Origin of the sequence: Streptomyces aureoversilis (genome assembly GCF_042657885.1) — a bacterium.
Classification (GTDB): Bacteria; Actinomycetota; Actinomycetes; order Streptomycetales; family Streptomycetaceae; genus Streptomyces; species Streptomyces aureoversilis.
Genome location: NZ_JBHSKJ010000010.1, coordinates 186,519 through 210,136, shown reverse-complemented (window position 1 = coordinate 210,136; position 23,618 = coordinate 186,519). Strand labels below are relative to the sequence as shown.

The window sequence follows — 23,618 nt, the reverse complement described above, 5'->3', positions numbered from 1 at the left end:
TGGCGAAACAGGAGAATCACGAAAATGACGGCATTGCGGTAGCTGGTCCTGACAGGTCCCGGAGAAGTCCGTGCACGACACTCCCGACACCCGCCCTCCCCCGGGCTCCGGCCCCGAGCCCCTCGTCCGCATCCGCGGCCTGAGCAAACGGCTCGGCGGCACCCTCGCGCTGGACGCGGTCGACCTCGACATCCGCGCCGGCAGCGTCCTGGCCCTGCTCGGTGCCAACGGCGCCGGGAAGTCCACCCTCATCAAGGTGCTGGCGGGCATCCACCACGCGGACGAGGGCGAGGTGAGCGTCGCCGGGCACCCGCTGGGCACCGAGTCGGCCTCCCGGGCCATGTCCTTCATCCACCAGGACCTGGGACTGGTCGGGTGGATGACCGTCGCCGAGAACATCGCCCTGGGCACCGGATACCCGCGCCGCGCGGGGCTGGTGTCCTGGCGGCGGACCCGCCGGCAGTGCACCGAGGCCCTGGGCACCGTCGCCGCGCACCTCGACCCGGACGCCGTGGTCGCCGACCTCACCCGGGCCGAACGCTCCCTGGTCGCCATCGCCCGCGCCCTGCGCACCCGGGCCGCACTGATCGTCCTGGACGAGCCGACCGCCAGCCTCCCGGCGGCCGACTGCGCGCGGCTCTTCGGCGTCCTGCACACCCTGCGCGACCACGGCCGCGCCGTCGTCTTCGTCACCCACCGGCTCGACGAGGTCTACAAGGTCGCGGACGCGTTCGCCGTGCTGCGCGACGGCCGGCTCGTCAGCCACGGCCCGCTCGCCGGCCACGGCCCCGCCCGGCTGGTGCACGACATCGTCGGCCACGACGCCGTGGGCCACGGGCCGGGCGCCCACGGCATCACCGACCCCGCCCCCGGCCCCGCCGTCCTGAGCCTCGACGGCGTGCGCACCGAGAACACCGGCCCGGTCAGCCTGCGGCTGCGCCCCGGCGAGATCCTCGGCATGGTGGGCCTCACCGGCGCCGGGCACATGGAGCTGGGCCGCGCCCTCGCCGGCTCCCGGCCGGTCCTCGGCGGGCGGATCCTGCTCGGCGGGCGCCCGTACCACCCCGGCACGGTCGCGGCCGCCGTCGGCGACGGCGTCGGCTTCGTGACCAGCAACCGCCAGGAGGAGGGCTGCGCGCCCGAGCTGACCGTACGGGAGAACTTCCTGGCCAACCCCCGGGCGGCCGGGCTGCAGGGCGCGCACTGGATCAGCCCCGGGCGCGAGCGCGCCGAGGCCGGCGCCCTGATCGAGCGGTTCGCGGTGCACCCCCGCGACAGCGAGGCGCCGATCGCCACCCTCTCCGGAGGCAACCAGCAGAAGGTCATGATCGGGCGCTGGCTGGGGACGAGCCGGAACCTGCTGATCCTGGAGGAACCGACCGCCGGCGTCGACGTCGGTGCCAAGGCGGCGATCTACCGGCTGCTCCGGGACGCGCTGGCCGGAGGCCTGGCCGTCCTGCTCATCTCCACCGACTTCGAGGAGGTCGCCGACGTGTGTCACCGCGCCCTGGTGTTCGTCCGCGGCACCGTGACGGCGGAGCTGAGCGGCGAAGCGCTCACGGTCACCGCGCTCACCCACGCCGCGTCGGACATCGCCGCCCTCACCGGAACACCGGGACGATGACGCCGCCCTCCCCTTCCTCTTCCTCTCCCCCGCCACCGTCCTCTCCGGAGCCTCCGCCCGCCCCGTCGCCCCGGCACCCGCCGGGCCACCGGTTCGGGCACCTCGTCGGCGCCTACGGCCTCCTCGCCCTCACGGCCCTGCTGTTCGTGGCCTTCTCCCTCGCCCTGCCCGGCACTTTCCCCACCCTGGACAACATCTCCGCCGTCCTGTCCAGCCAGTCGATCCCCGCCATGCTCGCGCTCGGTGCCACGATCCCCATCGCCGCCGGCAAGTTCGACCTGTCCATCGGCTACGGCCTCGGCCTCGCGCACGTCATGACGATGCACCTCGTCGTCGCCGAGGGGTGGCCCTGGCCGCTCGCCTGCCTCGTGGTGATCCTGGGCGGGGCGGCCGTCGGCGCCGTCAACGGCACCGTCGTCGAATTCGCCAGGATCGACTCCTTCATCGCCACCCTCGGCACCGGCAGCATCATGTACGCCTTCACCGGCTGGATCACCGACGGGGCCCGGATCGTCCCCGGCCCGCACGGCCTGCCGGCCGCCTTCACCGCCCTCCACGACTCCCGGTTCCTCGGCCTGCCGGTCTCCGCCTTCTACGTCCTCGCCCTCACCGCCGCGCTGTGGCTGCTCCTGGAGCGGCTGCCCCTCGGCCGCTACTTCTACGTCATCGGCTCCAACGCCCGCGCCGCCGACCTCGTGGGCATCCCCTCCCGGCGTTACGTGATCTACGCCTTCATCGGATCGGGCCTGGTCGTCGGCGTCGCCGGCGTCCTGCTCGCCGCGCAGCAGCAGATCGGCAACCCCAGCGTCGGCATGGACTACCTGCTGCCCGCCTTCGTCGGCGCGCTGCTCGGCTCCACCGCGATCCGGCCCGGCCGCGCCAACGCACTGGGCACCCTCGTCGCCGTCACCGTCCTGGCCGTCGGCCTCGCCGGGATCGGCCAGCTGGGCGCCCGCTTCTGGGTCACGCCGCTGTTCAACGGCAGCACCCTGCTCCTCGCGGTCGGCCTGGCCGGCTACGCCGCGCGCCGGCAGCTGCGCCGACGGCGGACGGAACCCTCCCGGACGCCCCGTCACCCGCCCGGAGCCACGCCGTGACCACGGCCCGCGCCGTCGGTTTGGCGGGCGCGGTCGCGCTGGCAGTGGCGGCATGCGTCGTCACCACCGGCTGCGAACGCGGCGCGTCGACGGGCGCGGCCTCCCCGCCCGCGGAGCCGGCGACGCCCGGGTGCCCCGCGGTCCTGGCGAAGGCCCGGGCCGCCACCCGGCAGGCCGAGAAGACCGACACGGCGTGGGACGGCCCCACCACCGGCCCCCGGGCCGTGCCCGGCAAGAAGATCGTCTACGTCGCACAGACCATGACCAACCCGGGCGTCGCCGGCACCGTCCGCGGCGTGCGGGAAGCCGCGAGGACCATCGGCTGGGACGCCCGGGTGATCGACGGCCAGGGCACCCCCGCCGGGATCCAGGCGGCGTTCGGCCAGGCCCTCGCCCTCCGGCCGGCGGGCATCGTCATCGGCGGCTTCGACCCCCGGCTGACGTCCCAGCAGGTCGCGAAGGCCCGCGCGGACCGCATCCCGCTCATCGGCTGGCACGCGGTCGGCTCCCCCGGCCCGAGCAGGGACCCCGAGCTGTTCACCAACGTCACCACCCGGGTCGAGGACGTTGCGAGGATCAGCGCGGACTGGGTCATCGCACACTCCCACGGCACCGCCGGGACCGTGGTGTTCACCGACGCCTCGATCCCGTTCGCCAGGAACAAATCCGAGCTGATCAAGAAAGAACTCGCCACCTGCTCCGGCGTGAAGCTCCTGGCGGAGGAGAACATCCCGCTCTCGGACACGAGCAGCCGCACGCCTCAGGACGTCTCTTCGATGCTCGCCCGCTTCGGGAAGAAGTGGACCCACTCCGTCGCCATCAACGACGTCTACTTCGCCGACGCCGCCCCTGCCCTGCGCGCCGCCCGCAGAGAGGGCGGCGGCCCCCCGTACAACATCGGCGCGGGCGACGGCGACCCCTCCGCCTTCCAACGCATCAACAGCCGCCAATTCCAGGCAGCCACCGTCCCCGAAGCCCTCACCGAACAAGGCTGGCAAATCATCGACGAATTCAACCGCGCCTTCTCGGGCAGGCCCCCCAGTGGCTACGTCGCCCCCGTCCACATCGCCACGGCCACCAACAGCACCGGCACCACGTCCTGGGACCCACCCGGCTACCGCACGGCCTACCGGAGCATCTGGGGCAAGTGATCAAGGGCCCTGACAAAGCCCTCGGTGTCGCAGGCGGGGCAGGGCCGGGCCAGCCGCCGGCCTTCCGGCCCCGGGGCGACGGACAGCCGGCTCCCGTAGAACGACTCCGGGTAGGGAGCGTAGGAGCTGTCCACACCGGCGTCGACTGCCTGCCACCTGCTCCAGTCTCCCAGCTGCTCTCGCAGCTCCTCGCTCAGCTCCATGGGGCTGGGGTACTCGGTGACCTGCTCCGGCGCGAGCAGACACGGCTCCGGCACGTATTCCTCGCGCTCCACCGCGGGGGGGTCCGGGGGTGAGGTGAGGATGTCGGTGACCGTGGCTGCGGACCGCCAGAACAGGGCGGTCCTGGGAATGCAGGTCTCCGGAGGGTGGTCGAAGGGGCACCGCAGCACCTGGAGCAGATCGGCCCCGGACCGCCCGGGCGGGCGCAGCAGGGGGACGTCGCGCACGTACAACTGGGCCAAGGGCAGCATGGGGACCGGGCCACCGTCGGGCCACTGGAGGTCCCAGTCGATCTGCGACAGGACCGCTTCGTCCTCCGGCGTGTACTCGGAGACGCCGGGAGCGTCGTCCGGTGACGTTCATACCGGCGATGCTGCCAGCAGCCTCCGACAATGGGCCTACCGGTCCGCGTACAGCCCGGCGGGGCTCCGCGCCTCACCCGCTCTCACGCGCGCGTCTCACAAAGGCACCGGGGCGGTGTCCGCGACGACCCCGTACGTCCGGCCCTCCTCGGCGGAGGCCACCGGGCCGCCGAACCCGCCTGACGCCCGGCGCACGGCGTCCTCGGCGGCGAGCCCCGTCGCGAGGTGGGTGAGGAGCAAGGACCGGGCGCCGGTGCGCCGCGCGAGCCGGCCGGCCTCCTCCGGGGTGAGGTGTCTCCTCACCCCCTCGGGCGCGGTCCTGCCGTCGCCCGCCTCGCTCAGCAGCAGGTCCGCACCGGCGCCGAGCTCCTCCAGGGCAGGGCAGGGTCCGCTGTCGCCCGTGTAGGCGAGGACGCTCCCGCCGTATTCGACGCGCAGGCCGAAGGCCTCAACGTCGTGCTCGACGGCCCTGGTGACGAGCCGGAGCCCGTCGGCGTCGTCCTCCCGGCCGTCCGCGAGCTCGTGGAAGCGGAAGGCCTTGTCCAGGAAGGCGGTGCCCGGTTCGGCGAAGTAGCCGGCCAGTCGCTCGGCGCACCCGCGGGGCGCGTGGACGGGCAGCGGGGCCGTGCGGGTGACGCCGCACAGGCCCAGGGCGTACCAGGCGCCCAGCAGGTCGGCCGCGTGGTCGGCGTGCAGGTGGGAGATCCACACGGCCGACAGCGTCTCCAGGGCGGTGAACCGCTGCAGCGGGGCCAGGGTGCCCGGCCCGGTGTCGACCCAGACGGCCGCCCGGCCACCCCGCACCAGGTAGCCCGAGCAGGCCCGGTCGGGCACGGCGTACGGGGCTCCCGCGCCCAGGACGGTCAGCCGCAGTCCGGCGTCCTCCGGTCTCAGGGCCACAGCAGGGTCTTGGTCCATCGTTCCTCCTCGCGCCGGTAGGCGAGCCGCGTGTGCTTGCGCTGCCGGTCTCCTTGCCAGAACTCGGCGGTCGTCGGCCGCAGCGTGTACAGGACCCAGGCGGGGTCGACCAGTTCCGGGTCCTGCGCGACGCGCTCGGCGGAGCGCTTGGCCGCCAGGTTCAGCTCCTCCAGGCTCTCCAGCGGCTGACTCTGACAACCCATCAGGGCCTCGGCGCGCGAGCCGGGCGACCGGGCGAGGAAGTCGGCGGCGCTGCGCTCGGGCGACTCGGCGACGACCGGGCCGCGCAGCCGCACCTGGCGCGCCAGCCGCACCCAGTGGAAGGTGAGCGCCGCGGCGGGGCGCTCCACCAGCTCCCGCCCCTTGGGGCTCGCGCCGTGCACGGCGAACTGCCAGCCGCCGTCCGCGACGTCCTTGAGCAGCAGGACGCGTGCGGAGGGGTTGCCGTCCGCGGCCGTGGTCGACACGGTCATCGCGTGCGGTTCCGGGATGCCCGCGTCGATCGCCGCGCGGAGCCACTCCACGAACAGCGCCGTGGGATCGCCGGGTGCGGCCGCGGGGTCGAAGTCCGGCAAGTCTCCTGCGAAGACGTCGAGTTGCCGGAGCAGTTCGCGCATCCCACCGGGGGCCGTCGTGTTCTCCATGTCGGGTGTCCTCCCTCGCCGTGGGGCCGTCAGGGCGCCGCGTCCCCGTCGCCGGGGCCGGCGTCCGGGACGAACAGGCGCGCCGGGAAGGCGACGCTCCAGCGTCGCTCGCGCCCCTCCGTGCTCATGTACTCCTCAAGGTAGTCCACGTCGCCGGGACGCAGCGCGCGCAGCACCTCGGCGGGAACGGCGGTCGGGTAGAGCACGCTCGTGAAGTGCAGGGCGTGGTAGGCGACATGGGAGGCGCCGGCGTCCTGTACGAGGTCGGTGAACTCCCGCCAGGCGGTCGCGGTGAAGCGCCCGGCGACGAGGGCGGCGTCCAGGATCTTGCCGATCGGGAGGCCGAGGGGCGCACCGGTGCGGCGGGGTGCGGTCGCCTTCTCGTACAGCAGGGTGCAGAGGTCGAGGAGGCCGTCCGCACGGCCGAGGACGGAGGTCTCCGTCCCGCACACGGATTCCGGTGTGCGGCGGGCGAGGACGGTCGCGGCGGGCAGCGAGAGTCCGGTGCGGCGTTCGAAGACGTCGTGATAGACGTCGACGTGGAATTCCGGCACGCTCGGCCGGCTGCCGGGCTTGAGGAACGTCAGCTGGAGAGGCCCGGCGGAATCCGCAGAATGCTCCCCGGATTCCGTGTGGTTCGCCCCGTCCGTGCTCTCGGGATTTCCTTCCCGGGCGTATCCCAGGCGCTCCAGGACGCGCTGGGCCCCGGGGACGTCGGCGGGGGCGAGGAAGAGGTCGAGATCGCCGATGACCCGCACGCCGGGGTCGTGGTAGACGGAATTCACCAGTGCGAATCCTCGGCGTACGGCGTGCGGTACGCCGTCGCTCGCCAGTTCCCGCAGGACGCGCCCGAATTCGTCGGAGAGCACCAGGTTCCGGCTGCGGTTGCCGAGCAGGGAATTGGTGAAGAGCCAGGGTTCGAAGACGGCCGTGCCGTCGTCGCCGTCCCGTTCCCAGCCGTAGCGGTCGACGTGCCGCCCGAGCAGGGGCATCAGCCGGTGGCGGGCGGCTTCACGGAGCAGGGCGCCCCGGTCCAGGTCGGGCCGGCCCAGGAGGGCGCGGGCCTCGGCCCGCCGCGCGGGGTCGGGGGCGGGCACCGCGAGGAGCAGCAGCAGGCGGGCGTGCGGGGGGAGGTCCGCGGCCGCGGCGGCGAGGCCGCCTCCGGGGTGCGCGGGGTCGTTCGTGGTGCTCTTCATACGTGTTCTCGCGTCGCCGTTCCGTGAGGCGGGGTGGGGTGTGCGCCGGCCGGGGTCCTCCGGGGGCATCGGTTTTCCGGAGGACCCCGGACGGCGTGGCGGTCCGGGAACGGGCCCCGGACCGCCGGCCGGGAGGGGAGGTCAGGCCGTCCGGTGCAGGCCCAGCTCCGGCTCGAGCGTCATGTAGAGACCGCCGATGGCGCTCTCCGGCGACTCGGGGAGCTTCTCCTTGTGGGTGTTGTGGTTGGAGATCGGGGCGGGCGAGCCGCCCTCGTCGCCGCGGAGCCTCGCGGCGAGCCGCTCGTAGGCGCCCTCGGTGGTGACGTCGACGAGGTCCTCGGTGCCGGCGATGATGTTGAGGAACGCGTCGTGCAGGCGCAGGCCCTTGCGGTCCTCGCGGGTGAGCGTCTGGGCCTTGTAGAAGTGGCTCTCCTTGCCCCGGTAGCTCTCGTAGAAGACGGAGACCAGGAGCAGGAGGCGCTCGTAGGCCTGGCGGTAGGCGGTCTGGAAGAACGCCTGGCACTCCTCCTCGGGGATCTCGCCCTGCAGGATCGCGGAGACGGTGGCGGCGGCCAGCATGCCGCTGAAGGTGGCCAGGTGCACGCCGGTGGACAGCAGCGGGTCGAGGAAGCAGGCCGCGTCGCCGATGAGGAAGTAGCCGGGGCCCGTGAAGGAGTCGGCGACGTAGGAGTAGTCGGTCTCGCTCTTGACCTCGGAGACGAGCTCGGCCGGCTTGACGAGCGCGGCGAGCTGCGGGCACGACTCGATGGCGTCCATGTAGACGGCCTCGCGGCCGCCGAGGCGCTTGTGGTCGGCCTGGTAGCCGTCCTTGCCGGTGACCAGGCCGATGCTCAGGGTGCCGTCGTGCAGCGGGATGGCCCACAGCCAGCCGTTCTCCCGGCTGAAGACGGCGATGGCGCCCTCGGGGCCGAGGTCGAGGGGCGGGGTGTCCTTCCAGTAGCCCCACACGGCGATGTTGCGGAAGACGTCGTGGAAGCGGCGGTCCTTGATCTGGCGGTTGCCGAGGACGCCGTTGCGCCCGGAGGCGTCCACGACGATGTCGAAGGAGACGGTGCCGGTCTCGGAATCGTCACCGGTGCGGAACCAGGTCGCCGAAGAGGCGCGGCCGTTCTCGAAGTGCACCTCCTTGACGCTGACGCCCTCGTGCACCTCGACGCCCTCGGACTTGGCGTGCTCCAGGAGGATCTGGTCGAACTCGGAGCGGATGACCTGCCAGCTGTGGTTGTCCTCGCCCGGGAGGTGGCTGAAGGGGAGGTCCCACTCCTCGTCGCCCCAGGCGTAGTAGGAACCGTTCTTGCGCATGAAGCCGTGGGCCTCGACCTTGTCCTTGACGCCGAGGACCTCCATGGCCCGGAAGCAGGATATGGACAGGGACTCGCCGATGTGGTAGCGCGGGAAGTGCTCGCGCTCCAGCAGCGTGACCTTGTACCCGCGCTTGCTCAGCAGGGTGGAGACCGTCGCGCCCGCGGGGCCGCCGCCGATGACGAGGACCTGGCAGTCCGCGATTTCGCCCGCCTTCTTGGCCATGAGGATGCAGCCTTCCTTAAGGGTTGTGCGCAGAAGAGATGTGCAGAAGAGATGTGGAGAAGAGCTGTGCAGTGGACGCCGGATGCCGTGGAGGGGCACCCGGCCGGTAGCAGCGGCAATCACCGTGGCGTCGGCGCGGGTCCCGCCGCAGAAGGCGGGCCACGTGTGCCGCAAGTGCCTCACCCAGGGGGCGGGCATCGGCGTCGTCCGCGGACGACGCGGGCCGTTCGGGGGTGTCCACGACCCCGGACCGCATTCCTCGCTGCTGCTCGCCGGGCCGGACCGGGCAGCGCCGGTCAATTCCGGAAAGTGCCGGTCCGACCGGGCCGGTAAGAAGAACTTGCCCCAGCGAGAGGATCACGTCAAGAGACGATGATCACGATCGGCCGGGCGCCCGGTAACTCCGGGAACGATACACGGGGTTCAGCCGGGGACACGACTCACGGAATTCCCGGGGACGAACAAGTTTCATACGCCATCTGCATAAATGCAAAGGGTGCGTGCCGGAGCTTGCCAGGCACCCGGGCACGCTCTCCGCGGCCACCGCCGGCTCTTGATCATCACGGGCTGCTGACCTAGGGTTACTGATCTACCGATAAGCCGGGACCACGACGAACGAGAGGGAGAACTTCGACGTGTCCGCGCCCAATCGTCCGAACTGAACTCCGCATCAGCACTGCTGACCGGAACGCGTCTCACCGCAGGACACCGCCCGCCACCGCGGGCGGGGCATCGCACGGCCTCCTGTCCTTCCGGCGACCGCTCGACCGGTCCCGCAGTCACCACTTTTCCTCGCCGGCCCCTTGCCCGGGCCGCGTCGCCGTCCACACGCCGCCGCAGCGCGACCCGCATCCGTGGAGCACCACGGGAGAGCCCTCATGGCCCGGGCGCACGAGCAGCGCCCCGCCTTCCGGCACTGCCCCGCGTGCACCCCACCCGCACCCTTCACAGGCCTGCCCTTTCCTGATGAAGCATCAATAAGACGCATTCACAGAGCTGTTGACGCACACGCGTGACGGACCCATCAGCCGTGCCCACGGTGCGGCGGCGGCCGGCTGCCCGCGCAGCTACCAGGAGCACTACATGATCTTCACTCTCGCCGGCGCCGACGGAGCCGGGAAATCCACCGTCTCGCGGACGGTCACCGAGCGCCTGCGGGCCTCGGGCCTGCCCGTCGACCGCGTCGACCGGTGGGACATCGTCGACAACCCCGCCTACCCCGCCGCCCGCTTCATGCGCCCCGACGTCCCCGACGCACGCCAGTGCGTCGCCGAGATGCCCAAGGGCCCGCGCTTCCTCTTCCTCATGTGGTCCATCGGCATGGCTCTGGAAGGCCGTGTCCCGGACCCCGGTGACACCGGCGGGCCCACCCCCGCCGACCGCGTGACCCTGCTCGACGGCTACTGGATGAAGCACGCCGCGAGCGAGATCGTCTACGGCCTCGACCGGACGTGGGTGGAGGCCGTCGCGGCCGGGCTCCCGCCCGCCGGGACCGTGGCCTACCTCCGGGCGGACCCCGAAGCCACCTGGGAGCGCAAGGCCGGCCGGGACGTCCTGCCCTACGAGTGCGGCATGGACCCGTCCTGCTCCCGGGAGAGCTTCCTCGCCCACCAGCGGAGTGTGCTCGCCCTCCTCGACACCTGGGCCGACCGCTTCGGATGGCTCACGCTCGACGCGTCCGCGCCCCTTGAGGACGTCACCGCCCGCGTCTCCTCGCTCGTCCTCGGCACCACCGGCAGCACCCTCGAAAGCACCCTCGAAGGCACCCCCGCCACGCCCGGGACGGTGGCCCGGTGACGCCCGCCGCGCAGGAGATCGCGCCGGGCGAGCCGCGCACCGTCGTGATCAAGGTGGGCGGGAGCCTCGTCTCCGACAAACGCAGCGACGACCACATCGACCACGACGCCCTGCGCGACTACGCGGCCCTCGTCGCCGCCCTCGCCACGGCCCGCCCGGGCCGCGTCGTCTTCGTCGCCGGCGGCGGGGCCCTCGGGCACGGCGCCGTGCGGACCACGGACGCACCGGGCCCCCACGCGCTCCTGCCGCTCACACAGGCCACGTTCCGCGTCAAGTGGGCCTGGACGCAGGCCCTGTGCGCGGCCGGCGTCAGGGCGATGCCCCTGCAGGTCGCCGCCCTGGCCCGCGAGGACGCCGGCGGCGTCCGCACCCAGACGGCGGTCCCGGCCCAGCTGCTCCGCTCCGGCATCCTCCCCGTGCTCTCCGGCGACTGCATCGTCACCGCCGACGGATCGCTGCGCATCATGGGCAGCGACGAGGTCCCGGGCGTCATGGTCGCCGAAGACTTCGCCCCGGTGCGGGTCGTGACGCTCACCGACGTACCGGGCATCCTCACCGGCACCGGCCACGACAGCCCGGTGCTGCGCCACGTGGACCCCGACGAGGCCGACCCGGCCGGCGCGCTCTTCTGGCCGACCGCCTCCTGGGACACCAGCGACGCGATGCGCGGCAAGGTGCAGGCGCTCGCCGGACACGCCCGCCGCGGCGCGGAATGCGTGATTACGCAAGGAGATCGCCGGGCCCGTAGCCTGCTGCACCTGTTCAGCCCGATGGAGCGCTGGCCGGACGACGTGCCGCACACCCTCATATCCCGCACTCCCGCGGCGATCTGAGGCGCGCGGCACTCCGGTCCCGGGCCGACGGCCCGTCACGAGGCCGCCCCACGCGGTGCTGCCGACCACCGAAGGAGAACGACGAAGATGAGCGAGAACGTGCAGACCCTCAGCGGGGACGCCTCCCTGCACCTGCGTGAGTTCGACGCCCCGCCCGCCGACCCTATGGCCCTGCTGCGCGAATGGCTGGACGAGGCCCTGCGCCGCGAGGTGCGGGAGCCCTTCGCCGCGGTGCTGGCCACCGCCGACGAGGAGGGCCGGCCGTCGACGCGGGTCCTGCTCGTGAAGGACCTCGACGACCGCGGCCTGGTCTTCACCAGCTTCAAGGGCAGCCGCAAGGGCCGGGACCTCGCGGCCCGCCCGGCGGCGTCCATGACGTTCTACTGGCGCGAGACGCTCCAGCAGATCACCCTGTCCGGAACGGTCGAGGAGCTCACCGCCGAGGAGTCCGACGACCTGTTCGCGCGGCGCCCGCTCTCCGCTCAGGCGACCACCGCCGTGTCGCGGCAGAGCCGCCCGCTCCACGACGAGGCGGAGCTGCGCGCCCGCGCCCGGGCGCTCGTGGAGTCCGGCGGCCCCGTGCCGCGGCCCACCGAGTGGACCGGCTACCGGCTCGTCCCGGAGACCGTCGAGTTCTGGTACGGCAGCCCCGACCGCCTGCACCGCCGTCTCGCCTACGAGCGCCCGGACCAGCAGGCGCAGGCCTGGACGCACCGTCGCCTGCAGCCCTGACCGGGCCGGGGGCGGCGGTGTTCCGCGGGATCCGCCGCCCCCTCCCCCGCGGCCGGGCGTCGCCGGCCCGCCGCCCCGCCGACGGGGACGCCAACGCGCGTCCCCGTCCCCACATCCCCCAGGGAGCACCGTGTTCTACGAGATCCGCCGCTACCAGACCCGGCCCGGCCGCCGCGACGCGTGGGTGCGGTACATGGAAGAGGTCAACATTCCGTTCCAGCAGTCCCTGGGCATGGACATCACCGCCTCGTTCACCGACGAGGAGGACCCCGACGGGTACGTGTGGATCCGGCGCTTCGCGAGCGAGGAACAGCGCCGGGAGCTCTACGCCGCGGTGTACGACAGCGACCGCTGGCAGCACGAGATGCGTCCGGTCGTCGAGCAACTGCTGCTCATGGACCGCACCGTGGTGACGCGCGTCCGGCCCACCCCGGCCTCCGGCCTGGGCTGACTCCGGCCCGCGCGCCTGCGCGCCCACCCTCCGGCCTGCGCTGACTCCGGCCGCGCCTGCGCGCCCACCCTCCTGCCCGCCGACCCGCACCATGGAGACGTCTCCGTGTCTGGCACCACCCTCACCGCCTTCTTCCTCCTCGTCGCGGCCGCGATGGGAGCGGCCAGGCTCCTCGGGGCCGTGGCCCGCAGGCTGGGACAGCCCCCGCTCGTCGGGGAGATCGTCGCCGGCCTGCTCGCGAGCCCCACCCTGCTGGCGCCCCTGGGCGCCGGCACCCTCATACCCGCCGGGGTCCGGCCCCCGCTGACCGCACTCGCCGACGTGGGCCTGGCCGCCCTCATGTTCGTCATCGGCTACGAGCTGGACGCCTCGTCCCTGCGCGGGCAGCAGAGATCCGTGCTCGGCCTGACCGCCGGCTCCATCCTGCTGCCGCTCGCCGGGGGCGCCGCCCTGGCCGTCCCGCTGGCCGGGAACCACGCGGCCGGCGACCGGACGGTCTTCGTCGTCTTCGTGGGCGTCGCCCTCTCGATAACGGCCTTCCCCGTCCTCGCGCGCATCCTCGCCGACCGGGGGCTCACCTCGAAGCCGCTCGGCACCCTCACCCTGACGTCGGCGTCGATCGGCGACCTGATCGCCTGGCTGTGCCTGGCCGCCGTGGCCGCCTGGGCGGGTTCGTCGGGCCAGTGGCGCATCGTGCTGCTCCCCGGCTACCTGCTGCTGCTCCAGTTCGCCGTCCGGCCCCTGCTGGCCGCGGCGGTTCGCCGGGCCGCCCGCCGCGACCTGTCCGGCGCGCACCTCCTGCCCGTGTTCCTCGTGGGCCTCATGTGCTCCTGCGCGGCCACCGAATGGCTCGGCGTCCACTTCGTCTTCGGAGCCTTCGCCCTGGGCGCGGTGGCGCCGCGCAAGGGGCCCGGCGGGCTCCTCACCCAGGTCGAACAGGGCATGGGCCAGGTCGGCCACCTGCTGCTGCCGCTCTACTTCTTCCTCGCCGGGACCGCCGTCGACCTCTCCGGCTTCGGCACGGGCGACGTGCTGGCCCTGGCCGCGGTCGTGGGCACGGCGGTGGTCACCAAGGTGTCCGGTGCGTACGCCGGTGCGCGCTGCTCCGGGCTGCCCCACGGCACGGCGCTCCCCGCGGCCGTGCTGATGAACACCCGCGGGCTCACGGAGATCGTCATCGCGGCGGCCGCCCTCGACCTGCACATCATCGACCGGGACTTCTACTCCATCATGGTGGTCATGGCCCTGGTCACGACGGCCATGACGGGGCCGCTGCTCACCCTGCTCGGCGTGCCGGCGCGCACCGGGGCGGAGGACGCCGCGGCCCCCGCGCGGCCGCCGGCGGGCACGGCCGGAAGGCCGGGGCTCGTGCTCGACAAGAGCTGAGACCCGCGTGCGGGGGCGGCGCCGGCCCGATCGGGGCCGCCCCGGCACGACGTGCGGCCCCCGGGAGGCTCCCGGGGGCCGCACGGGGCGTGAACCCGCCCCGGAGCGCCTGCCGCCCCGCCCTTGCCCGGCGGGGTGGCTGCGCGTGCACCACGACCGTCACGACGTACGAAGGACAGACCAGTTCCCATGAGCCGTTTGTTCAACCCCGGTGAAGTCATCGTCCGGCGAGAGATCCTCGACGGGCGCGAGTGGATCGTCTATCCCGTGCAGGTGGCCGCGGACGACGGCGTCACCCTGGCCACGTACCTGCACCGCGGGACCCGGCTCACGTTCGGCGGCGGGGACTTCCGCTGGGGCGTCCACCCGTGGGCGGCCTTCGACCCCCACTGGCAGTCGGACGGCGTGCTGCAACTGCAGCGCGCGGGTGACGCCTACTCCGTCTGGGCCCGCTGGTCGGACGGGGAGTTCGAGGGCTGGTACGTCAACTTCCAGGAGCCGCTGCGGCGCACCGGGCGGGGCTACGACACCCTCGACCAGGAGCTGGACCTCTGGATACCCGGGGACGGCTCCCCGTACCGCTGGAAGGACGTCGACGAGTTCGAGGAGCGCGAGCGCGGCGGCGGGTTCACGGCGGAGGAGGCCGCGGGGGTGCGGGCGGCTGCCCGGGAGGTCGAGGCGCTGATCGCGTCCGGCGACTGCTGGTGGGAGGCGTGGCGGGACTGGACGCCGCCCGTGGAATGGGACGTGCCGGCCCCCGTGGCCCTGGAGGGCGCGCAGGCCGGCACGGCGGCCTAGGAATCCGCGGATTCCGTGCTGTTGCCGATGGCATGACGGCCGATGGCATGACGACGGCCCCGGGTTGCTCCCCCGGGGCCGTCGTCATGCCTGGTGCGGCCCGTTGCGCGCGGGCCGCACCCCGGCGGGCTCAGCGGGACGCGGGCACGACAGCCTCCGTGAGCCGGGCGATCGCGTCGGCGCAGGCGCCGGCGAGGGCCTCCGCGGTGCCGGGCGCGAAGGCGGGCTCGGCGATCCGCCAGTCGAAGGCGACCTTCCCGTCCTCGAGGGTGACGCGCAGCTCGATGGGCCGGAACGGTTCCTTCAGCGGCGATTTGGGGCAGCCCTGGCGCGTGGTGACCTGGGTGAAGGAGTCCATGGGCGGCAGGTCCTTCAGGCCGCGCCCCAGGTAGTGCAGGAAGACCTGGGGGCGGGGCAGCGCGGCCATCCGCGCGCGGACCTCCGGGTCGGGGCTGCTGTGGCGCAGGGGCCCCCAGGTCTCCTCGAAGGAGCGCAGCCGGTGGATCTGCGCGCGCAGGGAGGCGAGCCGGCCGAGGGGCCCGGCGCCGGGCGTGGTGGTCAGGACGTGCGGGACGACCTCGGCGAGCCAGCCCACCGTGGAGCTGGGGTCGCCCGCGGTGCCGCGCGGCCAGCGGCCGTGGCGGAAGACGTCGACGGCGACGGTCGGGCTGCCGCCGCGGGCCGCGAGCCCCTCGGCGATGCCGGCGAGGATCAGTTCCTCGGTGGTGACGGGCGCGTGATGGGCCACGGACAGGACCCGCTCGGCCAGGTCCGGGTCCAGGGAGAGGCCGGCGCGGCGCAGGTCGGCCTGGACGAGCCCGGTGACCGGTCCCGTGGTGGGCACCTCGCCGATCTCGGACCAGGGCAGCGCGAGCCACTCCCGCTCCGCCTGCCGGGCGGCCGCGGTCCGGGAGAACGCGGTCAGCCCGGCGGAGTGCCGCAGGGCGGACACCGGCGGCCGGTCGAGGGCGTCCGGGCCGTGGGTGTAGAGCCGGTCCAGGTCCTGGGTGATGATCTGCATGCTCAGGCCGTCCACGACCAGGTGGTGGAAGGCGAGCAGCAGTACGTCGCGGGGGCCGCCGCGGAACAGGGCTGCGAGGGAGACGGGCCCCTCGGCGAGGTCCACGCGCGCGTAGAGGCCGTCGAGGGCCGCGACGAACCCCTCGTCCTCCGGGCCGAGGCCGAAGTCGAGGAGCGGGAACGCCGTGTGCACGGCGCGCACGGTCTCACCGTCGAAGCGGGACATCAGGCCGGGGTGACGGCGGGCCAGGGCGTCCAGGGCCCTCTGGAGCCGGTCCCGGTCGACGCGCTCCGCGGCCTCCAGGGTGAGCGGCTCGACGAAGTGCGCCCGGTGGGGCAGGTCGACCGCGAGGAACCAGCCCTGGGAGGGGAGGATCCGCACCTCCTCCGGCTCGTCCGGCGCGGCCTCCTCCGGGGCGGCCGCGGCGAGGTGCCCGGCGAGCGCGGCGACGGTCGGCCGTTCGGTGAGGTCGCGCACGGTCAGGGCAAGGCCCGCCGACCGCGCGCGGGTGACGATCCGGAGGGCCGAGAGGCTGTCACCGCCCATGTCGAAGAAGGCGTCGGTGTCGCGGAGGTCGCTGCGCCCGAGCACGTCGCCGAAGACCTCGCGGAGCAGCGCGGCGGTGCCGGAGGCCGCGGACGCGGGGACGGGCGCGGGCTCGTGGGCGCCCGGCAGGGGCCGTTCGCGCAGGGCGGCGCGGTCCACCTTGCCGTGGGGGCTGCGGGGCAGCGCGTCGGCGGGGAGCAGGTGGTGGGGCACCTCATGGGCGGGCAGCCGCCGGCGGAGGCTCTCGCGCAGCGCCTGCACGTCGCCGTCTCCGCCTCCGCCTCCGCCTCCGGTGAAGACGACGTGGGCGGCCAGGACCGGGGAATCGGCGGGGCCGGCGAGGACGACCGCGGCCTCGTGGACGCCCGGCTCGGCGCGGATCGCCTCCTCGATGCCGCCGAGTTCGACGCGGAACCCGCGGATCTTCACCTGGTCGTCGATGCGGCCGAGGTAGTCGACGCGGCCGTCGGGGCGGATGCGGACGAGGTCGCCGGTGCGGTAGCAGGGGGTGTCCGGGGCGCCGGGCAGGGGGGCGAAGCGCTCGCGCGTGAGGTCCGGGCGCCGGTGGTAGCCGAGGGCCACGCCGATGCCCTGGACGCAGAGTTCGCCGGCCTCGCCGGGGCCCGCGGGCCGGTCGCCGTCGAGGACGGTGAGCGTGACGCCGCGGGCGGGGCGGCCGATGGTGATGTCGTCCGGGTCGACCTTCTCGCAGGTGGCGTAGATGGTGGTCTCGGTGGGCCCGTAGATGTTCCACAGGGTGCAGTCGGCGGTGAGGCTGCGCGCGGTGGCGGGCGGCAGGACCTCGCCGCCGGCGATCAGGGTCATGCCGGGGCGGGGCCGCCAGCCGGCGCCGAGCATCGCCCCGAACATCGAGGGGGTGCCCATCAGGAAGGTGACGCCGCGCTCCTTGATCCACTGGGTGAGCAGCTCGGGGTCGCGGGCCACGGTGCGGGGCGGCAGGTGGAGCGTCCCGCCGGCGGTGAGCGGCAGGAACATCTCCAGGACGGCGAAGTCGAAGGCGACGGAGGCGATGGCGAGGACGGAGTCCGCGGGGCCGAATCCGAAGCTGTCGGCGGCGTGCCCGAGGAGATTGGCGACGCTGCGGTGGGCCAGCACCGCGCCCTTGGGGCGGCCCGTGGAACCCGAGGTGTAGATGACGTAGGCGGCCCCGCCGGGGGTGGTCCCCGGCCGCTCGAACGGTCCCTGGGCCCCGGCGCCGGCGTCCGCGTCGGCGGGGATCACGGGCGCTCCCCAGGCGGTGGCCGTGGCGGGGTCGTCGCTGACGACCGCTGCCGGTCCGGCGTCCTCGGCCACGAAGCGCAGCCGGTCCGCGGGGTACTCGGGGTCGAGCGGCACGTAGACCGCCCCGCTGCGCAGCACGGCGAGCGCGGCGGCGACGAGGTCGCACCGGCGGCCGACGTGCACGGCGACCCGGTCCCCCGGCCGCACGTGGGGGGCGAGGGCCGCGGCGAGGGCGTCGGCGCGGTCGGACAGCTGCCGGTAGGTCCACGAGCGTTCCTCGTCGCTGACGGCGACGGCGTCGGGGGTGGCGGCGACGTGCCGGTCCACGAGTTCGTGCACCGGCGGGGGCGCACTGCGGGAGGAATCCATCCACGTGTTCTTTCTTCAGGGGGTGTGGCTCTTCAGCGGGTACGGGGGGGGACGGGGGTGCGCGCGTACGGGGTTCAGGCGGGCGGGGCGTCCTCGCGGGCGGCGGCGCTCAGGGTCACGAGGCGGCCGCCGAGCAGGCCGAGGACGGCGAAGCAACCGCCGAGCACCAGCCAGCCCGTGGCCCCGTGCCCGACGACCAGCCAGGTCAGCAGGGCGGGCCCGACGGCCTGCCGCAGTCCCTTGCGGAAGGCGAAGACGCCCTGGTACTCGGCCTGCCGGCCGGGGGGCGGCAGGTCGTAGGAGAGCTGCAGGGCGCTGGCCACCTGGCACAGTTCGCCGACGGCGAGGACCAGTGCCGAGACCACCAGGGCGGTCACGGGCAGCGCGACGCCGGGAACGGCGGAGAGCGCGGCCGCGCAGCAGGAGACGCCGAGGAGGATCCCTCCGCGCACCTGCATCGCGCCCGCGCTCGCCAGGGTGTCGATGCGCCGGCCGACCCGTACCTGGGTGGCGATGATGACGACGGTGTTGAGGACGAGCAGGACGGCGTTGAGCCAGGCCGGGGCCCGGGTGGACGTCACGATCCACAGGGGCACGATGACGGTGACGACGACCTGGTGCATCTCCAGGGCCCCGTTCACCAGCGTCAGCAGCAGGAAGCGCACGTCGGTGAAGGCCCGTCCCGAACGCCGGGAGCCGGGCCGCGCCGGGGGTGGCGCGTCGTCCTGCGGGGGGCGCAGCCGCAGCGTCAGCAGGGCGCAGCACACGTGCGCGCAGGCGTTGCCGAGGAAGACGCCGAGGAACGCCTCGCGGGTGCCGGCGAGGAGGGCCAGGGTGGCGAGGCCGGAGCCCGCGATGAAGCCGATGTTGAGCACGCTGCGCATCTGTGCGCGCAGCAGGCTCGCCCGGGTGCCCCGCGACAGTGCGTGGACCAGTGTGGCGCGCAGCGGCTCCGCGGCGCCCTCGCCGATGGAGATGCCGCAGGCCAGCAGGAGGAAGCCGGGGTAGGAGCCGACGGTGCCGTAGAGGACGAAGAGCACCGCGGTGGCGGCGTAGGTGAGGGCGAGCGGCACACGGGTGCCGAACCGGCCGGCGGCGGCGCCCGCCAGGGTGCTGGCGAGCGCGCTGCAGACGCCGGCGATGCTCAGGCCGGTGCCGACCTGCCCGCTGCTCAGGCCGGCGACGCCCGTGAGGAACAGGGCGCTGGAGCTGAGGAAGGCGCCCAGGCCCACGGACTGGACGAGGGTCAGCAGGGCGAGCTGCCGGCCGGGCCCCGGGCCGGGGATCTGCTCCCCGGCCCAGGTGCGCACGCCGCCGTACAGGCTCTGCGCGGAGAGCGTCACGCGGCTCAGGCCTCCAGCTTCTGCCAGGCCGCGAGCTGCTGCAGTTCGAAGATGTCGCCGACCGGGGCGATCGCGTCCTCCAGCTCCACGGAGCTGCCGGTCTCGTAGATGGTGCGGTAGGCGTCCCGCAGGGAGGTGATCGTCGCGCGCAGCCCCTGGTTGGCGTAGATGACGGTCGAGACGCCGGCGCGCTCGGCCTCGTCGACGTGCCAGTCGGGGTACGTGGTGGGGACGACGACCACGGGGCGCCGGTTCTCCCAGCCGCGGAGGAACTCCTCGATCTGGTCCCGGCTCTTCATCTTGGAGTGGATGAGCACGGCGTCGGCGCCGGCGTCCGCGTAGGCGTGGCAGCGGCGCAGCGCCTCGTCCACGCCGAGGCCGCTGATGAGGGCCTCGGTGCGGGCGATGACGAAGAATTCGCCGGTGCTCTGGACGCTCTTGGCGGTGCGGATCTTGGAGGCGAAGGCCTCGGTGTCCAGGAGGGTGTGGTCGTGCGCGGCGAAGCTGTTCATCTTCGGGAACAGCTTGTCCTCCATGGCCACGGCGGTGATGCCGGCGGCCTCGTACTCGAGCACCATGTGGGCCACGTTGAGGTTGCCGCCGTAGCCGGTGTCGCAGTCGGCGACGACGGGGACGTGCAGCGCCTTCTGCATGTTGGCGGCGCTCTCCAGGTACTCCGTCATCGTGAGGACGCTCGCGTCGGGCAGGCAGCGGGCGGCGGAGACCTCCAGGCTGGAGGCCCACACGGCGTCGAATCCGGCGTTCTGGGCGAGGACGGCACCGATGGCGTCGTGGGCGCCCGCCACGCGGACGATGCTGCCGCGCTCGACGAGGCTGCGGAAGGAGGGGCTTTGGGTCCGAAGCATGGTGATTCCTAGGGTTGCGCAGGTGCGGGGTCAGGCGGACGGGGCGGCCGCCCCGGCGGGCGGAGCGGCGGCCGAGCGCTCCAGGACGTGCTCCCAGAAGGGCGCGAGCCAGGTGAGGATGTCCTGCATGACGTGGTGGTCCTGCTGCGGGCGGAGGGCGCCCAGCTGGAAGAACATGACGCCCTCGCTGGGCGGGCCGAGGAAGGTGAGGCGGTGGTCGGCCGTCCCGTCGGCGGCCAGCGGGTGGAAGGCCGCGTCGAGGTCGAGGCCGCCCGGCTCGAACGGCGGCTCGGTGCCGTCGCCCGGGTTGCTCCACTTGCGGACGAGGCCGCGGCGCAGCAGGTTCGGGTAGAGCGGGGCGGTGTCCGCGGCGGGGTCGAAGGCGTGCACCTTCGCCTCGACGAGGACGTCGAAGGAGCGTTCCGTGCCGGTGTGCGGGCCGGTGACGTGCCACTGGTCGCCCTCGCCGCGGACGCGGGCGTCGGGTCCGGCGTCGATGTCGACGAGGCCGCACCGGATCAGGGCGAGCATCTTCTCCATGACCTCGAGCGCGGCGCCGTTGGCCAGGCGGTTGTGGTGCCGCATGAAGACGTCGAGGAAGGCGCGGTGCGACGAGGGGGTCAGGCCGCCGAAGTCGACGGCGTGGCCGAGCACCGGGCGCAGGTCGCGCCAGACGCCGTCGGCCGCGGCCTTGGCCGGGTTGGTGAGGTTGTCCTGGGCGGCCTGGAGGTGGTCCTTCTCCATGAAGGCGACCATGGCGGCGCGGTAGGCCTCGGGGGACGTCCACTCGGCGGCCGGGATCGGGCGGATGCTCTCGTGCCAGGAGAAGCGGTGGCCCGCGACGCGCTTGGCGTGCCGCCAGGGCGAGGGCTCGCCGGCGACGGCCGCGGCGAGCTCGGCCGGGGCGGCGGCGAGGTCGGTCATGCGCTCGGCCTGCTCCGGCCCGAACACCACGGTGAGGAAGCGGTGCAGGGCGCCGGTCACGGACCAGTTCAGGTCCTCGGCGGGGGCGTCCGCGGTCCCGGAGAGCAGCCCGTCGAGGACGGTCTCCATCGCGGTCACCGCGGTGCGCAGGGGTGCCACGAGGATCTCCGTGGCCTCCTCGGCGCCGAGCCCGGCGCTCTCCCCGTCGAGGAACGACGCGTAGGCGGCCTCGCTGACGCGGGCCAGTTCGTCGGCGACGTCGGCGCCGAGCAGCGTCTTGTAGTAGAGGTGGTGCATCTCCAGGACGACGAGCGGGAACACGTGGCGTTCGAAGTCGAGCTGGCGCTGCTCGCGGGTGCCGACGGTCACCGGGACGCCCACGGTCTTGCGCAGCCGGTCGACGGCCTCCTCGGTGAGGAAGCGGCCGCGGTGCTCGTACGTGGCGAGGTCCACCTCCTTGGCGTTGTAGGGGCGGGCGAAGGTGAACAGTCCCGAGCCGCTGAAGCACACGATGGAGCGCGGTTCGCGCCCGGACGGCACGTAGTCGAGCCCTCCGCCGCCGGCCGGGACGAACTGCCCGCCGCGGCCCTCCGTCAGGTAGAGGATGACGTCGAACGTGGTGAGGCCCATGCCCACGCAGCCGACGGTCTCCTCGGAGGCCACGTCGTCCTCGGACAGGTGGCGCTCGAGGGGGTAGGCGCTGGGGATGAACCGGGCGGCGCTGCGCTCCGCGAAGTCCTGCCAGGGGCGCTGGCGCGGGGTGCGGGCGGGGTCGTTGGTGGAGTGGCCGGTGACCATGAGGACGTGGTCGACGTCCAGGGGCTCGGCGCCGTCGCTCACCAGCCGCAGGTGGGTGCCCTCGTCCACGACGTCGGTGACCTCGGCCCGCCACAGGTGCACGGTCACGCCGGGGTGGGCCTCCAGCATGCTCCGGTAGCGGGTGAAGAGGTCCTTCAGGGCGAGGCCGTGGACGTAGCGCTTGGGCCAGTCCTCGGCGGCGAGGTCGAAGGCCGGGTCTCCGGTCTCCTCGAACTTGCGCCGGCACCACTCCAGCAGGGTGGGCCGCTCCGCGGGGGACAGCAGGGGGCCGGCGCCGGTCACGGTCTCGTCGGCGGCGAAGGCGACCTGGCCGACGATGCGGTTGAGGAAGCTGACCCTGGGCTGCTCGGCGCTGTGCACCTCGCCGTCGCCGAACCGGCCGGTGCGGTCGAAGACGTGGATGTCGAGGGCGAGGGGGCCGTCGTGGGCGGACACCATCGCGGCGAGCCGCTCCATGGTGTAGGTGCAGCTGGGGCCGCCGCCGACGAAGGCGAGGCGCAGCGGGGCCGGGGAGGCGGTGGTCACGCGGCCACCCCCGCCGCGCCGAGCTTGCCGAGCACGCGGTCGAGCGCGGCCAGGAAGACGTCGGGCACGTCGGTGGCGAGCTGGCCCATGTTGGCGACGCGGAAGACGTTGCCGACCTGCTCCTGCACGCCGTAGATGACGAAGCCCTCGTCCTTCAGGAGGTCGTGCAGGTCGGCGTAGCGGACGCCGTCGGGTACGTGGACGTTGGTGACGCTGGTGCTCATCTGCTCCTGCGCGAGAAGGAACTTGAGGCCACGCTCGGCGAAGCCGGCCCGCAGGCGCCGGGCGAAGTCGGTGTAGCGCGCGATGCGCTCGCCGACGCCTTCGGCGAGCATGAGGTCCAGGGCCTCCTCGAAGGCGTACATCACCTGGACGGCGGGGGTGAACAGCGGGGCGCCGACCTTGTCCTGGGCGACGTAGTGGCCGTGCAGGTCGAGGTAGAACGTCCGGGAGGGGACGTCGGCGAGGGCCTCCAGGCGGTCCCGGCGGGCGCACACGAAGCTGACGCCCGGCAGGCCCTCCAGGCACTTGTTGGCCGTGCCCACGAGCCAGTCGACGTGGTCGGCGGCCATGTCGAACTCCTCGGCGCCGACGCTGCTGATGCCGTCGACGAGGAGGGACCGGCCGTGGCGGGCCACGACCTCGCCGATCTCCCGGAGCGGGTTGAGCATGCCGGTGCTGGTCTCGTGGTGCACCATGCCGACGTGGGTGATCTGCGGGTCGGCGGCGAGGACGGCGTCGACCGCGGCCGGGTCCATCGGGTTCATCCAGCCGAACTCCAGGTGGTGTTCGGGGATTCCGTGGACGGTGACGATGCGGTGGATCCGCTCGCCGTAGTTGCCGTTGTCCAGGACGAGGATCTTGCCGTCGCGCGGGACGACGGAGGAGACGGCCGCCTCCAGGGCGGCGGTGCCGGAGCCGGCCAGCAGCACGCTGGTGTGGTTCTCGTCGCCGCCGCAGACCGCGGTGGCCTTGGCGCGGGTGCGCCGCATCAGGGCGGCGGCCTCGGGCTCGCGGTGGCACACGTCGGGGTACGTCATTGCGGCGCGGACGCGCTCGTGCACATTGACGGGACCGGGATTGAGCAGGACGGCGGCCGGAGGCGGACAGGCGGATTCCTGCCCGTTGACGGGCGTGGTGGCTTCCATGAATTCTCCTAAAGGAAAAGCAAAAAGCTTTCCAAAACGTTCGGAGGAAATACCGG

The 23,618-nt window shown here is 73.6% G+C and carries 19 protein-coding genes; 9 read left to right on the top strand and 10 right to left on the bottom strand.

Annotated elements, in window-relative coordinates:
* Positions 1-70 precede the first annotated feature (70 nt).
* Genes ACFPP6_RS19505 through ACFPP6_RS19495 form a run of 3 tightly spaced genes read left to right on the top strand, consistent with a single transcriptional unit; the run spans position 71 to position 3,872 of the window.
* A complete protein-coding gene (locus ACFPP6_RS19505) occupies positions 71-1,624 on the top strand; it encodes a sugar ABC transporter ATP-binding protein (protein WP_382043793.1) in 1,554 nt (517 codons plus the stop codon).
* Positions 1,621-2,721, top strand: coding sequence for an ABC transporter permease (locus tag ACFPP6_RS19500; RefSeq protein WP_382043790.1), 1,101 nt, complete (start codon positions 1,621-1,623; stop codon positions 2,719-2,721). Before ACFPP6_RS19505 ends, ACFPP6_RS19500 begins: the two co-directional genes overlap by 4 nt.
* Complete coding sequence (locus ACFPP6_RS19495) at positions 2,718-3,872, top strand: substrate-binding domain-containing protein (protein ID WP_382043787.1); 1,155 nt, start codon at positions 2,718-2,720, stop codon at positions 3,870-3,872. Before ACFPP6_RS19500 ends, ACFPP6_RS19495 begins: the two co-directional genes overlap by 4 nt.
* Here ACFPP6_RS19495 and ACFPP6_RS19490 read toward each other — a convergent pair.
* The 5 genes from ACFPP6_RS19490 to ACFPP6_RS19470 all read right to left on the bottom strand — a co-directional run bounded on the left by ACFPP6_RS19490 (position 3,848) and on the right by ACFPP6_RS19470 (position 8,762).
* A complete protein-coding gene (locus ACFPP6_RS19490) occupies positions 3,848-4,345 on the bottom strand; it encodes a hypothetical protein (RefSeq protein WP_382043785.1) in 498 nt (165 codons plus the stop codon). The two genes, ACFPP6_RS19495 and ACFPP6_RS19490, sit on opposite strands and share 25 nt — an antisense overlap.
* A 207-nt stretch (positions 4,346-4,552) precedes the next feature.
* Positions 4,553-5,374, bottom strand: coding sequence for an MBL fold metallo-hydrolase (locus tag ACFPP6_RS19485; protein WP_382043782.1), 822 nt, complete (start codon positions 5,372-5,374; stop codon positions 4,553-4,555).
* Positions 5,347-6,018, bottom strand: coding sequence for a pyridoxine/pyridoxamine 5'-phosphate oxidase (locus ACFPP6_RS19480; RefSeq protein ID WP_382043779.1), 672 nt, complete (start codon positions 6,016-6,018; stop codon positions 5,347-5,349). Before ACFPP6_RS19480 ends, ACFPP6_RS19485 begins: the two co-directional genes overlap by 28 nt.
* A gap of 29 nt (positions 6,019-6,047) precedes the next feature.
* Entirely contained in the window at positions 6,048-7,214 is a 1,167-nt protein-coding gene (locus tag ACFPP6_RS19475; protein WP_382043777.1) for a nucleotidyltransferase family protein, read from the bottom strand.
* Positions 7,215-7,355: 141 nt separating this feature from the next.
* The gene (locus tag ACFPP6_RS19470; RefSeq protein ID WP_382043774.1) at positions 7,356-8,762 is read right to left on the bottom strand and encodes an NAD(P)/FAD-dependent oxidoreductase; all 1,407 of its coding nucleotides are present in this window, start codon (positions 8,760-8,762) and stop codon (positions 7,356-7,358) included.
* A 1,083-nt stretch (positions 8,763-9,845) separates the two neighbouring features.
* On the opposite strand from ACFPP6_RS19470, the gene ACFPP6_RS19465 reads away from it, so the two are divergent.
* From ACFPP6_RS19465 to ACFPP6_RS19440, 6 genes are all read left to right on the top strand, one after another.
* The gene (locus ACFPP6_RS19465) at positions 9,846-10,559 is read left to right on the top strand and encodes a thymidylate kinase (protein WP_382043771.1); all 714 of its coding nucleotides are present in this window, start codon (positions 9,846-9,848) and stop codon (positions 10,557-10,559) included.
* Positions 10,556-11,392: an amino acid kinase family protein gene (locus ACFPP6_RS19460; protein WP_382043764.1), complete on the top strand. Its 837-nt coding sequence runs from the start codon at positions 10,556-10,558 to the stop codon at positions 11,390-11,392. The genes ACFPP6_RS19465 and ACFPP6_RS19460 overlap by 4 nt, the downstream gene beginning before the upstream one ends.
* A gap of 87 nt (positions 11,393-11,479) precedes the next feature.
* Positions 11,480-12,124: a phenazine biosynthesis FMN-dependent oxidase PhzG gene (gene phzG, locus ACFPP6_RS19455; RefSeq protein ID WP_382043761.1), complete on the top strand. Its 645-nt coding sequence runs from the start codon at positions 11,480-11,482 to the stop codon at positions 12,122-12,124.
* 130 nt (positions 12,125-12,254) lie between these two features.
* Positions 12,255-12,575: an NIPSNAP family protein gene (locus ACFPP6_RS19450; protein ID WP_382043758.1), complete on the top strand. Its 321-nt coding sequence runs from the start codon at positions 12,255-12,257 to the stop codon at positions 12,573-12,575.
* 105 nt (positions 12,576-12,680) lie between these two features.
* Positions 12,681-13,961 (top strand): cation:proton antiporter, encoded by a 1,281-nt coding sequence (locus ACFPP6_RS19445; protein ID WP_382043755.1) that lies wholly within the window; start codon positions 12,681-12,683, stop codon positions 13,959-13,961.
* Between the two features lie 189 nt (positions 13,962-14,150).
* On the top strand, positions 14,151-14,759 hold the full coding sequence (locus ACFPP6_RS19440; RefSeq protein WP_382043752.1) for a ribonuclease FAU-1 family protein: 609 nt from the start codon (positions 14,151-14,153) through the stop codon (positions 14,757-14,759).
* Between the two features lie 130 nt (positions 14,760-14,889).
* Here the strand turns inward: ACFPP6_RS19440 and ACFPP6_RS19435 are convergent, their stop codons facing one another.
* The 5 genes from ACFPP6_RS19435 to ACFPP6_RS19415 all read right to left on the bottom strand — a co-directional run bounded on the left by ACFPP6_RS19435 (position 14,890) and on the right by ACFPP6_RS19415 (position 23,562).
* A complete protein-coding gene (locus ACFPP6_RS19435) occupies positions 14,890-17,937 on the bottom strand; it encodes an amino acid adenylation domain-containing protein (protein ID WP_382043749.1) in 3,048 nt (1,015 codons plus the stop codon).
* A 74-nt stretch (positions 17,938-18,011) separates the two neighbouring features.
* Positions 18,012-19,280 (bottom strand): MFS transporter, encoded by a 1,269-nt coding sequence (locus ACFPP6_RS19430; RefSeq protein ID WP_382043746.1) that lies wholly within the window; start codon positions 19,278-19,280, stop codon positions 18,012-18,014.
* A 5-nt stretch (positions 19,281-19,285) separates the two neighbouring features.
* Positions 19,286-20,146: an isocitrate lyase/phosphoenolpyruvate mutase family protein gene (locus ACFPP6_RS19425; RefSeq protein WP_382043743.1), complete on the bottom strand. Its 861-nt coding sequence runs from the start codon at positions 20,144-20,146 to the stop codon at positions 19,286-19,288.
* Positions 20,147-20,176: 30 nt separating this feature from the next.
* Positions 20,177-22,414, bottom strand: coding sequence for an FAD/NAD(P)-binding protein (locus tag ACFPP6_RS19420; RefSeq protein ID WP_382043740.1), 2,238 nt, complete (start codon positions 22,412-22,414; stop codon positions 20,177-20,179).
* Entirely contained in the window at positions 22,411-23,562 is a 1,152-nt protein-coding gene (locus tag ACFPP6_RS19415; protein WP_382043737.1) for a 2-aminoethylphosphonate aminotransferase, read from the bottom strand. The genes ACFPP6_RS19420 and ACFPP6_RS19415 overlap by 4 nt, the downstream gene beginning before the upstream one ends.
* Positions 23,563-23,618 lie beyond the last annotated feature (56 nt).